Source organism: Ruegeria sp. CRTD044, from assembly GCF_059613485.1.
On the sequence record NZ_JBXWSP010000004.1, the window covers coordinates 675,300 to 687,617 of the forward strand.

The 12,318-nt window shown below is 63.7% G+C and carries 13 protein-coding genes; 7 read left to right on the top strand and 6 right to left on the bottom strand.

Annotation, left to right across the window (positions count from 1 at the left end; translation table 11 throughout):
* Positions 1-119 precede the first annotated feature (119 nt).
* A complete protein-coding gene (locus tag AC2FNL_RS06320; RefSeq protein WP_093962312.1) occupies positions 120-656 on the bottom strand; it encodes a YceD family protein in 537 nt (178 codons plus the stop codon).
* A gap of 83 nt (positions 657-739) precedes the next feature.
* On the opposite strand from AC2FNL_RS06320, the gene AC2FNL_RS06325 reads away from it, so the two are divergent.
* The 3 genes from AC2FNL_RS06325 (at position 740) to AC2FNL_RS06335 (ending at position 3,930) form a co-directional block, all read left to right on the top strand.
* Complete coding sequence (locus AC2FNL_RS06325) at positions 740-1,213, top strand: outer membrane protein assembly factor BamE (RefSeq protein ID WP_093962985.1); 474 nt, start codon at positions 740-742, stop codon at positions 1,211-1,213.
* A gap of 98 nt (positions 1,214-1,311) precedes the next feature.
* Complete coding sequence (locus AC2FNL_RS06330; RefSeq protein WP_170437787.1) at positions 1,312-2,052, top strand: GNAT family N-acetyltransferase; 741 nt, start codon at positions 1,312-1,314, stop codon at positions 2,050-2,052.
* Positions 2,053-2,121: 69 nt separating this feature from the next.
* Entirely contained in the window at positions 2,122-3,930 is a 1,809-nt protein-coding gene (locus tag AC2FNL_RS06335) for an ABC-F family ATP-binding cassette domain-containing protein (protein ID WP_496832851.1), read from the top strand.
* Between the two features lie 111 nt (positions 3,931-4,041).
* Here the strand turns inward: AC2FNL_RS06335 and AC2FNL_RS06340 are convergent, their stop codons facing one another.
* Both AC2FNL_RS06340 and AC2FNL_RS06345 read right to left on the bottom strand, forming a co-directional pair.
* Positions 4,042-4,797, bottom strand: coding sequence for a 3-hydroxyacyl-CoA dehydrogenase (locus tag AC2FNL_RS06340; RefSeq protein ID WP_496832852.1), 756 nt, complete (start codon positions 4,795-4,797; stop codon positions 4,042-4,044).
* Between the two features lie 76 nt (positions 4,798-4,873).
* Positions 4,874-5,824: a GlxA family transcriptional regulator gene (locus AC2FNL_RS06345; protein ID WP_496832853.1), complete on the bottom strand. Its 951-nt coding sequence runs from the start codon at positions 5,822-5,824 to the stop codon at positions 4,874-4,876.
* A gap of 112 nt (positions 5,825-5,936) precedes the next feature.
* On the opposite strand from AC2FNL_RS06345, the gene AC2FNL_RS06350 reads away from it, so the two are divergent.
* Complete coding sequence (locus AC2FNL_RS06350) at positions 5,937-6,638, top strand: GntR family transcriptional regulator (RefSeq protein WP_496832854.1); 702 nt, start codon at positions 5,937-5,939, stop codon at positions 6,636-6,638.
* 46 nt (positions 6,639-6,684) lie between these two features.
* On the opposite strand, the gene tyrS is transcribed toward AC2FNL_RS06350, so the two are convergent.
* A complete protein-coding gene (tyrS, locus tag AC2FNL_RS06355) occupies positions 6,685-7,935 on the bottom strand; it encodes a tyrosine--tRNA ligase (RefSeq protein WP_496832855.1) in 1,251 nt (416 codons plus the stop codon).
* Positions 7,936-7,998: 63 nt separating this feature from the next.
* On the opposite strand from tyrS, the gene AC2FNL_RS06360 reads away from it, so the two are divergent.
* The 3 genes from AC2FNL_RS06360 to AC2FNL_RS06370 all read left to right on the top strand — a co-directional run bounded on the left by AC2FNL_RS06360 (position 7,999) and on the right by AC2FNL_RS06370 (position 10,191).
* A complete protein-coding gene (locus AC2FNL_RS06360; RefSeq protein WP_496832856.1) occupies positions 7,999-9,120 on the top strand; it encodes an anhydro-N-acetylmuramic acid kinase in 1,122 nt (373 codons plus the stop codon).
* 124 nt (positions 9,121-9,244) lie between these two features.
* The gene (locus AC2FNL_RS06365; RefSeq protein WP_496832857.1) at positions 9,245-9,709 is read left to right on the top strand and encodes an aggregation factor core; all 465 of its coding nucleotides are present in this window, start codon (positions 9,245-9,247) and stop codon (positions 9,707-9,709) included.
* Positions 9,710-9,738: 29 nt separating this feature from the next.
* Complete coding sequence (locus AC2FNL_RS06370; protein ID WP_170338245.1) at positions 9,739-10,191, top strand: TspO/MBR family protein; 453 nt, start codon at positions 9,739-9,741, stop codon at positions 10,189-10,191.
* Between the two features lie 12 nt (positions 10,192-10,203).
* On the opposite strand, the gene AC2FNL_RS06375 is transcribed toward AC2FNL_RS06370, so the two are convergent.
* Both AC2FNL_RS06375 and AC2FNL_RS06380 read right to left on the bottom strand, forming a co-directional pair.
* Positions 10,204-11,745, bottom strand: coding sequence for a phospholipase D family protein (locus AC2FNL_RS06375; RefSeq protein WP_496832858.1), 1,542 nt, complete (start codon positions 11,743-11,745; stop codon positions 10,204-10,206).
* A 90-nt stretch (positions 11,746-11,835) separates the two neighbouring features.
* On the bottom strand, positions 11,836-12,255 hold the full coding sequence (locus AC2FNL_RS06380; RefSeq protein ID WP_496832859.1) for a cupin domain-containing protein: 420 nt from the start codon (positions 12,253-12,255) through the stop codon (positions 11,836-11,838).
* Positions 12,256-12,318 lie beyond the last annotated feature (63 nt).

The window sequence follows — 12,318 nt, forward strand, 5'->3', positions numbered from 1 at the left end:
AGGGAACAAGCCCCGCGATGTCCAACCCAAATTCCGATGAGCGCGCGAAAATACTGCGATTCTCGACATGTTCAAGCGATTTTTCTGAGCGCCTGCTATGACAGGAAATCGATCCCCTGTCACTCGTCTTTTTTAAGTGCGTCACGCAGGGACGCCAGCCCGGCAAAGGGTTTGGCATCCTCGTCGGTCATCGCCTGTTTGCCCGGTTCGGTATAGTTCGCGTCGCCCAGATGTGCGCCGTCTTTCCGGGGGTATTGGGGCAACGCAAGGGACAGTGCCTCGCGCATCACCTGGTCCAGATCGATTTCCGGGCCCAAGGCTTCGGTCTCGTCATCTTCGGGCATTTCGAACTCGGGTTCGTCCGGTTCGGTCAAATTGGCCATGAAAACGCGCCGCACCGGGGCCTCGATCCGGGTCGTGACCGGGTCCAGCGTCACCACGCAGGGCTGAATGACGGTCGCGCCCAGCTTGGCGGTCAACACCCAATCACGCTTGCCCTGCGCGCGCAGCTCGCCGACAAAACTCAGCTTGCGTAGCCCGAGCAGGCCCAACGCATCACGAATTTCCTCGAGTTGCCGAGAAGGGGGGCGCAATTCGAACGCGGTCGGGCTGTTTTGAGGCAGATCGGCGACGCGCAATGTTGAGAGGTCGGACATTGTGACCCTTTCCTGTGTTGAACCGGGGCATGGGTTTCTGTAATCGGATAGAAGCCGCAAGGGACCAAGGCAAGAGGGTGAACATGTTGAAAGTACTGAACAGGCTGAAACCGGCGTCCAGGGCGGTTGCCTGCACGCTTGTTCTGGCCACCGCTGTTGCCTGTACCCCGGTCTACAAGAAGCACGGCTATATCCCCACCCCGGAAGAGCTGGCCGAGATCAAGGTTGGCGTCGATACCCGCGACACGGTTCTGGAAAAGGCTGGCGCGCCCAGCTCGTCAGGTGTGTTGAAGGATTCGGGTTTCTACTATGTGGCGTCGCGCGTTCGCCACTATGGCCCCAAACGCCCCGAGGTCGTCTCGCGCGAATTGGTGGCGATCAGCTTTGACCAGCGTGGCGTCGTCCGCAATATCGAGAAATTCGGTCTCGAAGACGGCTATGTCATCGTGCTGGATCGCCGTGTGACGGACTCCAGTGTTCAGGACAAAGGCTTCCTGCGGCAGCTGCTGGGCAACATCGGCCAATTCAGCCCGTCGAACATCCCGGGGGCCAGCTAATTTCCGGCCGCCGGTTGAAAGCTTCACACGGCGGTCACACTATTGGTGCATGGGATCAGGCAGATCGCAATCGGTGAGAAACCGTGGAGGATGCGACCATGGCCGATGATATTTTGTTGGACAAAGGCCGCTTCCGCGCGCGCCTGGCGCGGTGTCCCGAGGACGTGCGGGCGGCCCAGAATCTTCGTACTCTTGCATTCCGAACAGCCGAGACGGATCAGGACAAATTCGACGTTACCTGCGCCCATGTTCTGGTCGAGGATTCGCAGGCAGGTGGCCAGTTGGTCTGCTGTTTCCGGATGCTGGTCATGGACAGCGGCAGCGACATCAGCCGGAGTTATTCGGCCCAGTTCTATGACCTTTCCGCTTTGCAGAGCTTTGATGGGCGCATGGTGGAAATGGGGCGGTTCTGCATCCATCCGGATTGGACGGACCCCGATATCCTGAGGGTGGCCTGGGGCGCGATGACGGCCTTCGTCGACCGCAACGGGGTTCAGTTGCTGTTTGGATGCTCGTCCTTTGCAGGGACTGAGACTGCGGAATACCTGGATGCCTTCGCGATGCTCAAACATCGCCACCTTGCGCCCAAACGCTGGTTGCCGCGGGTCAAGGCGCCGGACGTGTTCCGCTTTGCCGCGCGGCTGCGGCGGCGCCCGGATGCCAGAAAGGCCATGCTGCGAATGCCGCCGTTGCTGCGTACTTATCTTATGATGGGTGGCTGGGTCAGCGATCATGCGGTGGTGGATCGCCAGCTGAACACGCTGCATGTCTTCACCGGTGTCGAGATCGGCGCGATTCCCGCGGCGCGGAAACGCCTCTTGCGGATGATCGCGGGCTGAAGCCGCGCTGCTGGCAAAAGGTGAGGTTAGGGCGTTGACGCCCAATGCCTGCCGGTTTAGCTGGCGCTTATGGCACGTATTCCTTTGTTGCAGATGTCCGGTATCTCGCTGACCTTCGGGGGCGAGCCGGTGTTTTCCGACCTAGACCTGGTGGTTCAGCCCGGCGACCGCGTTGCGCTGGTCGGGCGGAACGGCTCGGGCAAATCCACCCTGATGAAGGTCATGGCCGGTCTGGTCGAGCCGGACCGGGGCGACATTGTCGTGCCGCCCGGCAAATCCGTGGGTTACATGGAGCAGGACCCGACGATGGAGGGCTTTGCCACGCTGGGCGATTATGCGGCCAGCGGGCTGGAACCCGGCGAGCTGTACAAGGTGGAACGGGCCGGCGAGGGGCTGAAATTCGACCCCTCGCGCGCGGTTCAGACTGCCTCGGGCGGCGAACGGCGGCGAGCGGCGCTGGCCAAGTTGATGGCCGAGGCCCCCGACCTGATGCTGCTTGATGAGCCGACCAACCACCTTGACATCGAGGCCATCGGCTGGCTCGAACGTGAACTGGGTGCGACGCGGGCGGCCTTTGTCCTGATCTCGCATGACCGCGCATTCCTGCGGGCGCTGACCCGGGCAACACTGTGGATTGACCGCGGTTTGGTGCGCCGGCAGGAGCAGGGGTTCGAGGCCTTCGAGGCGTGGCGTGACAAGATCTGGGAGGAGGAAGACCAGCAACGCCACAAGCTGGACCGGCTGATCAAGTCCGAGGCGCGTTGGGCGGTCGAGGGGATCAGCGCCCGCCGCAAGCGCAACCAGGGCCGGGTGCGGGCGTTGCAGGCCCTGCGGGCCGAACGCGCGGCGCAGATCAAGCGTCAGGGCTCGGCGGCCATGTCCTTGGAGTCCGGTCCGAAGTCCGGGCGCAAGGTGATCGAGGCACGCGGTGTCAGCAAGGCGTTCGACGGCACGCCCATCGTGCGCAACCTGGACCTACTGGTACAGCGCGGCGACCGGGTGGCCTTTGTCGGCCCGAACGGCGTGGGCAAGACAACGGTTCTGAAGATGCTGCTGGGCGAAGTGGAGCCGGACGAGGGGTCGGTGACACTGGGCACCAACCTCGAAATCGCGGTTTTCGACCAGACCCGCGCGCAGCTGGACCCCGAGATGACCCTGTGGGACAGCCTGACCGGCGACCCCGAGATGCGCGTCTCGGGCAAGGCCGATCAGGTGATGGTGCGCGGCCAGCCCAAGCATGTGGTCGGCTATCTCAAGGAATTCCTGTTCGACGAACGGCAGGCAAGAGCGGCCGTCAAGTCCTTGTCGGGCGGCGAAAAAGCGCGGTTGCTGCTGGCCAAGCTGATGGCGAAACCGTCGAACCTGCTGGTGCTGGACGAACCGACCAACGATCTGGATGTCGAGACGCTGGACCTGTTGCAGGAGTTGCTGGACGACTATGACGGCACCGTGCTGCTGGTCAGTCACGACCGGGATTTCCTGGATCGTGTGGCGACCACCACCATAGCGATGGAGGGCAACGGCCGCGCGACCGTCTATGCGGGCGGCTGGTCGGATTATGTCGCGCAGCGCGTCGATCTGGTCGAGAAAAAGCCGGATAAATCAAAAGAGAACAAGCCGAAGGTCAAGCAGGAAACCAAGTCGAAAACCGGCCTGTCCTTTTCCGAAAAACACCGGCTGGAGAAGCTGCCCGCCGAGATCGCGCGGCTGGAAGCCGAGATCGCCAAGCTGGAGGAGCTGATGTCGGACCCCGAACTGTTCACCCGCGAGCCGGTGAAGTTCCAGAAGGCAACCGAGGCCCTTGTCGAGCGGCAGCAGAAGCTGGCCGCTGCCGAGGAGGAATGGCTGGAACTGGAAGAGAAGGCCGAGGCGGGCTGAGCCAATTCGTCTGTTTTGTACCGGCCCCGGGACGGAGGTCTTCCGTTTTGTACGAAACGAAAATGGCCGGCCCGGACGAAGATCGACCGGGCCGGAAATCGTCAGTGAGGGTCAGCGCATGCGCAGGGCGCCGTCGATGCGGATGACCTCGCCGTTCAGATAGCCCATCTCGACGATGAACCCGGCCAGCCGGCCGTATTCGCGCGGGTCGCCCAGGCGGGCGGGGTTCGGAACGTCGGCGGCAAGCTGCTGCTGCACCTCTTCGGGCAGGCCGGCCAGCATCGGGGTCATGAAGATGCCGGGCGCAATGGTCATGACCCGGATACCGGTCGAGGCGAGGTCGCGCGCCATCGGCAGCGTCATGCCGACGACTCCTCCCTTGGAGGCGGAATAGGCGGCCTGACCCTTTTGGCCGTCGAAGGCCGCGATCGAGGCGGTGTTGATGATTACGCCGCGCGCGCCATCCGGCTCGGGCTCGTTCTTGGCCATCTCGACGGCGGCCAGACGCGACACGTTGAAGGTGCCCACGAGGTTGATGTCGATGGTGCGCTGGAAGGCGTCGAGCGGGTGGGGGCCGTCCTTGCCGACGGTCTTGATGCCATAGGCGATGCCGGCACAGTTCACGCAGGCAGTGATCTTGCCCATCTTTTCCATCGCCAGCGCAATGGCCGCAGCCACCGAGTTCTCGTCCGTCACGTCGGTCTGGGCGAAATGTCCGCCGATCTCGGCCGCGACCTGCGCGCCACGCTCGGCATCGCGGTCGAGGATGGTGACCTGCGCGCCGTTCTCGGCAAAGTAACGTGCGGTGGCCTCTCCGAGGCCCGAGGCGCCGCCGGTGATGACGGCAGCGGTGGTGGACAATTGCATGGCGGGCTCCTCCCCAGTGATCTGAACGTTCGTTCAAATAGTCCGAGATGGCACGTCCTGTCCAGTTGGCAGTGACTCAGTCCAGCCGGCTGCGCTGCTGCATCGGGGTGACGCCGAAGGTGGCGCGGTACACGCGTGAGAAATGGCCCGGGCTTTCAAAGCCGCAGGCAAAGGCTACGTCGGTGACCGAGGATTCGGTCTGCAACAACAGGTTGCGCGCGCGGTCCAGCCGCAGTTCCATGAAGTATTTCTTGGGCGAGGCGTTGAGGTATTTGCCGAAGAGCCGTTCCAGCTGGCGGGTCGAGATGCCGATCTGTTCGGCGATCACCGCTGGCGAGATCGGGTCGTTGATGCGGTCGGCCATGATCTGGATCGCCTTGGCGAGATGCGCGTTGCGCATGCCGTTGCGCGATTGCAGCGACACACGCTGATCGGCGGTCGCGTTGCGCACGGCGTTATAAACCATCTGGTCGGCGACCGCGATCGACAGGTCCTGCCCGTGGTCGCGCTCGATCAGGTGCAGCATCAGGTCGGCCGTCGCGGTACCGCCCGAGGCGGTCATGTGCTTTTCATCGGCCACGAAGACGCTGCGTACCAGGTTCACGTCCGGGAAGGCCTCCATGAAGGCGTCGTGATATTCCCAATGGATCGCCGCCTGCATCCCGTTCAGGAAACCGGCCTCGGCCAGCAGCCACGCGCCCGAACACAGCGCCCCGATGGCCGTACCGCGCGCCCGTTCGCGGCGCAGCGCGGCCAGCAGCGGGCGGCTGACGTGATCGCGCATGTGGATGCCCGACAAAACGAAGATCTGGTCGCATTTCGGCAGGTCCGCCAGCCCGCCATGCACCAGCGTCACGGACCCGTTCGAACACACCGCCTGCGCGCCGTCCTCCGAGGCGAAGGACCAGCGGTACAGCTCCTCGCCGCTGACCCAGTTGGCGATCCGCAGCGGCTCGACCGCGCAGGAGAAGGCCAGGTGCGAGAACTCTGGAACGAGGATGAAACAGAAGTGTTGCGGGCGGGTCATGCGCTCAGTCTATCACGGGCGGTCAGGCTGATTGTGTACAAGGTGCATTTTATCGGGCAAGAGCAGGGGCGACATCCTGGGTGTCGCGATTCGACCAAAGCGAAGGTTGGGGATGAAAGACGACACGAAAAGCCGCAAGGCGGCGCTGGCCGCGCATCTGAAAGCGGCGGTGATGACGCTGAAACTGCGCCCCGGCGATGACCTGGACGAGGCGCAGCTGTCCGAGGCGTTCGGCCTGTCGCGCACGCCCCTGCGCGAAGTGTTCCGGCATCTGGCCGGGCTGGGCTATCTTGAACTGCGAGAAAACCGGGGCGCGCGGGTGTCGCAGATGTCCTACGCCACGCTGCGCGACTTCTTCCTGGTGGCGCCGATGATCTATGGCGCGGTGCTGCGGCTGGCGGCGCAGAACGCCACGGGCGACCAGATCGACCGGTTGAAGGCGGCGCAGGCGGCGTTTCGGGAAACCCTGCGGGCGGGCTCGGCCGAAGACCGCGCGCTGGCCAACAACCAGTTCCACGAAATCACCGGTGAGATGGCGGCGAATGTCTATCTGCTGCCGTCGTTTCAGCGGCTGCTGATCGACCATGCGCGCATCGGCATGACCTTCTACCGCCCGGATCAGGCCGGGATGGGTGAAAGCCTCGATCTGGCCTGCGACCAGCATGACGCCATCATCGCCGCGATCGAGGCGCGCGACGAGGCGGCGGCGGGGCAGCTGGCGGCCGATCACTGGGCGCTGTCGCGCGACCAGATCGAGCTGTTCGTGACGCCCGCCGGTCTGGACCTGCCGCTGGGCTCGGTCGAGCGCGAATAAAAAAACGGCCGCCCTGAGGCGGCCGTCGTGTTTGGGGTCAGACGGGTTAGCCCAACTGCACCAGCGCGTGCCGCTTCTTGCCCGCGCTCAGCTTGATGGGCGAGGACAAGGCCGCCGCGTCGATCATCAGCCCCGCATCGGTCAGCGGAGCGTCGTCCAGACGGGCGCCGTTTTCCGAAATCAGGCGCTTGGCCTCCTTGCCCGATTTCGCCAAGCCCGACTTCACGATCAGCTGCACGACCGAGATGCCGTCGCCCAGATCCTCGGCGGTCAGGGTCAGGGTGGGCAGGTCGCCGCCCACGCCGCCCTTTTCGAACACCTCGCGCGCGGTGGCCTCGGCCTTGGCCGCGGCCTCGGCCCCGTGCAGAAGGGTCGTGACTTCGTTGGCCAGACGGATCTTGGCCTCGTTGATCTCGGACCCCTGCAGCGCGCCCATCCGGTCGCATTCGTCCACGGGAAGCTCGGTGAAGATCTTCAGGAAGCGGCCCACGTCGGCATCGGTGGTATTGCGCCAGAACTGCCAGAACTCGTAAGGCGACAGCATGTCGCCGTTCAGCCAGATGGCGCCGCCCTGGCTTTTGCCCATCTTGCGCCCGTCGCTGGTGGTCAGCAGGGGCGTGGTCAGGCCATAGATCTCGTGATCCAGCACGCGGCGGGTCAGGTCGATGCCGTTGACGATGTTGCCCCACTGGTCCGATCCACCCATCTGCAGGATGCAGCTGTAACGACGGTTCAGCTCCAAAAAGTCATAGGCCTGCAGGATCATGTAGTTGAACTCGAGAAACGACAGGGATTGTTCCCGGTCCAGCCGCGATTTCACCGATTCAAAGGACAGCATCCGGTTGACCGAGAAATGCCGCCCGATGTCGCGCAGGAAATCGAGATAGTTCAGGTCGTCCAGCCATTCGGCATTGTTCAACATCAGCGCGCCGGCGTCGCTGTCGTCATAGGACAGGTACTTGTCGAACACCTTCTGCATGCCGGCGATGTTGGCGTCGATCTGCTCGGGGCCCAGCAGGGGGCGTTCGTCCGAGCGGAAAGACGGATCGCCCACCTTGGTGGTGCCGCCCCCCATCAGGGTGATCGGCTTGTGCCCCAGCTTCTGGAACCAGCGCAGAACCATGATGTTCATCAGGTGCCCGACATGCAGGGACTGGGCGGTGGCGTCATACCCGATATAGGCTGTCTGCACCCCGCTTGTCAGAGCATCGTCAAGGCCCCGATAATCGGTGCAATCGGCCAGAAAGCCGCGCTCGATCATCGTGGCGATGAAATCCGATTTGGGGTGATACGTCATGTCTTGCCTCGGGGTTGAATTGCGGGGCACGTTATAGGCGGCGAACGAGGGAAGGAAAAGGCCATGAATAAGGCCCGAGGCAAAGTTGGGGCAGTGCGGGCACTGGGGGCCATGTCGGGCACCTCGCTCGATGGGGTCGACGCGGCGGTGGTGGAAACCGACGGGCGGCAGATCCTGCGGTTCGGCGACAGTGCGTACCGGCCCTATACTGAGGGCGAGCGCAAGCTGCTGCGCGCCGCGCTTGGCAAATGGAGCGGACCCGAGGTGCACGCCGCCGAAGATCTGGTGACCCGCGCCCATGCCGAGCTGCTGTCGGAATTCGAGGACGTGGAGCTGATCGGGTTTCACGGCCAGACCCTTGCGCATGAGCCGCGCGGCAAGGGCACGTTGCAGGTAGGCGATGGCGAGGGGCTGGCGGTTGCGCTGGGTGTGCCCGTGGTCTGGGATTTCCGCAGTGATGACGTGGCCATGGGCGGCGAGGGCGCGCCGCTGGCGCCGTTTTTCCACTTTGCCTGCGCCAAGTATGTCGGGGCCACGGCGCCCTTGTGCTTTCTGAACCTGGGCGGTGTCGGCAACCTGACCTATGTGGACCCGTCCTTTGACGGACCCGAGGCGCCAGGTGCGCTGTTGGCCTTTGACACCGGCCCGGCCAATGCGCCGATCGACGACCTGGTGCAGGCGCGTCTGGGCCTGCCGATGGACCGCGACGGCGCGCTGGCCCGGCAGGGAACGGTCGAGACCGGAGCGCTGGAGCTGTTTCTGGCCGAGCCGTATTTCAACCGTCTGCCGCCCAAATCGCTGGACCGCAACGATTTCGCCGAAATGATCGGCCTGGTGAAGGAATTGAGTGACGCCGACGCCGTCGCCACCCTGACTGGCATGAGCGCCGCCGGGGTGGTGCAGGGGATGGAGCATTGCCCCAAACCGCCCGCGCGGGTGCTGGTCACCGGCGGCGGGCGCAGGAACCCGGTCTTGATGGAGATGCTGCGCGTGGCGATGGACTGCCCGGTCGATCCGGTCGAGGCCGTAGGTCTGGATGGCGACATGCTTGAGGCGCAGGCCTTTGCCTATCTGGCGGTGCGCGTGGCGCGGGGGATGCCGACCTCTTGCCCCGGCACCACCGGGGTAAAGGCGTTGGTTGGCGGGGGGACGGTCAGCCGGGTGTCGCAGGGCGCACCGCGCTGAAACGCGGCGAAAAATGATCCTGCCAAGGCGCTCGCGCGTAATTGTAGCAGTAGCCACAACAACGCCGGAGATGAAGATGATCGGTTCCCTTGTAAAAAATGCGGCCGGTTGTGCCGCCGCGTTCATGCTCGCAGTGCCTGCCATGGCCGACGTGCAGGTTGAGTTCGTCGAGGGAGCGCCAAAGGACCGCTTCGTTCTTCGCAACGCCAGCGATTGCAGCCTGTCTGCGGCAACGGTGCGTCTGGATTTGTCCTCGTCGCAGGGCGGGCTGATCTTTGATGTCACCGGCGCGGGGGCAGGGGTTGAAGTGTTTCAGCCCTTTGAAATGGTTTCGGGGTCCGAGTATCTGAACGGGCTGCCTCAGGTTCAGGACGGGCAGTCGATGGTCGATCTGGACATCCGGGCCATGCCGCCCGGTGCGGAAATCGCCTTTACGATCGACGTGGATGACACGGGCGGCGGACGAGAGATCACCGTGTCGGGGGCCGAGATTCAGGGCGCGACGGTCTCTCTGGAAGGCGCGCAGAGCCCGCCGCGTGGCGTCTTTTCCTCGGCGGCCCGCGCGGCTATACCGGTCGGGACCTGCTGAGCGGCAGTGCACCTGCGGATGGAACCGGCATGACCAAGACCCTGACACGTATCGCATTTCTGGTTCTGGTAATGGGAGGCGGCATACTGATCGGCACTCTGACGGGGCCGGGGGAGTGGTATGCAAACCTGAACAAACCGGTCTTCAACCCGCCGGGCTGGGTGTTCGGCCCGGTCTGGACGGTTCTGTACGTGCTGATCGCGATGGCGGGATGGCGGCAGTTCGAACGCGACCGGGGATCGCCCGCGATGCGCCTGTGGTGGGCGCAGCTGGGCCTGAACTTCTTGTGGTCGCCCGCATTCTTCGTGCTGCACCAGCCTTGGCTGGCATTGGTAGTGATCCTGGCGCTGCTGGTGGTGATTGTTCTGTTCATCAAACACGTCCGCCCGGTGGATCGCGTTTCGGCATGGGCGTTCGTGCCCTATTTGGCATGGGTGGCGTTTGCGACTGTTCTGAACCTGTCGATCGCGGTCCTGAACTGACGCCAGCGGTGGTCAGAGCATCCACTCGACCGGCAGCCACCTGACGACGGCGGCAAGGCCGCGCTGGAACCGAGAGGTGTTCGGGTCGGTCTCAAAGGTCGTGGTCGTCCCGTCCTTGGTCTGCTGAACCCAGACCAGCCCACCGTCATCGTCCATCTCGACGCGATAGGCAAATTCCGGCTTGTCCAGTTGCCGGGCAAGATCTGTCGCGATCGTGGGGCTCTCGATCAGCAGGCCCATCTCGGTGTTCAGCCGGGCCGAACGCGGGTCCAGATTGTATGAGCCGATGAAGATCCTTTTGCCATCCGAGCCAAACACCTTTGCATGCAGGCCCGACGCGGAACCTGCAAGAATTTCGGGCAGGCTGCGTTCCTTGTGCTCGTCGCGCAACGCGCGCAGCTCCAGCAACTGAACCCCGCTTGCCAGCAGGTCGTAGCGATAGGCCATGTAAGCGGCATGAACCGGCATCACATCGGTCGCATCCAGTGAATTGGTCAGGACCCGGACTTTGACCCCGGATGACGCCAACCGTTCGAGCAACTCGGCCCCGCGGGGACCGGGAATGAAATAGGCCGAGACCAGATCGAGCGATATCTCCGAGCTTTCGGCAAAGGCGATGAGACGCTCGACCATGAGGTTCTCGTCCTCCACCTGGCCAAGCCCCTTGGCCGGGTCATCGACAAAGAGTTCGACCGCGCTCCATTCGAACGGCAGATCGCGGGCGGCGATGCGGTCGGCCAGTTCATTGTCGCGGATCGCCTTTTGGTATCCGGCCCCGGCCGCGGTCTGACGCGCGGCCTCGGCCAGCGCTTTCAGGCTTGGGTCGGTTGCATCGGGCAGGAACAACGCGGCATCATAGGCCGAGCCGCTGTTCCAAAAGGCATCGAACGACTCGGCTACCTCGTCCACGATCGGACCGATCGCGATGGTATCGACATCCAGATAGTGCGTCCCGGCCCCATAGTCGAAGTAGATGTCGCCGATGTTTCGGCCCCCGACAATCGTGGCCACGCCGTCCACCGTCATGGACTTGTTGTGCATGCGACGGTTCAACCGTCCGAAATCGAACAGATAGGACAGCAGCTTGGGATTGCGCAGCGTGAACGGGTTGAAGATGCGGACATGGGCCGTTGGCATGGCATCCAGTTCAGCCAGAAGCGGGTCCAGCCCCGAGATGCCGTTGTCATCGACCAGAAGGCGCACGCGCACGCCCCGTTCCGCCGCCGCTCGCAATTCGTCCAGCAGCATCAGGCCGGTCACGTCATCCTGCCAAATGTAGTATTGGGCATCGATGGACGAGACCGCCTCACGCGCGAGAATGGCGCGGGCGGCAAATGCGGTATGCCCCTGACCAAGGGGGCGGACGCCGTCCAGTCCGGGGTTGCGCTGCATCGCCGGCTCGATGGCTTGGCCCAGCGGACCAGTCCAATCCGTCGGCTGCCGGTATGTCTGCTCCGAAAAATTGGTCTCGGGCAGCGGAAAGGCCAACCGCAGCCCAAGCACGACCAAGCCGAGGATTACGGCCACGGTCACCAAAGTCTTGATCAGCCGCATCGCGCCCTCGTCCTTGCCCAATCATACACAAGCGAACCTTGCCGCATCGGGCAGGGCAAGTTCAAGCATGGTTCAGCAAGGACTGAAGGTTTAGCCTCTGGGAATGTCGAACTCCGGCGGTGCCAGTTCGAACCCGTCGAACTGGAACCCCGGCGAGACGGTACAGCTGACCAGCGTGTAGTCCCCGGTGCTGCGGGCGGCCTGCCAATGTCCGGCGGGTACGATGACCTGCGGCGTACCTTCGCTCAGGTCAGGGGACAGCATGTGATCGCTTGCAGGCCCGGTATCGGTTTCGCTGATCGACAGGATCAGCGGCGCGCCGGCGTGAAACAGCCAGATCTCGGTCGCATCGACCCGGTGCCAGTGGCTGGCCTCGCCCCGTTTCAGCAGGAAATAGATGCAGGTCGCGGTCGGGCGGCCGCTGTTGTCCGCGCGCAAGGTCTCGGCATACCAGCCGCCTTCGGGGTGGGGCTGCAGTTGCAGGTGGTCGATGATCTGGTCGGCGGTCATGATGGGCCTTTCACGGCGATAGGATTTGGTGCTGGCAATACTGCGCACAGATCATATGTTTGC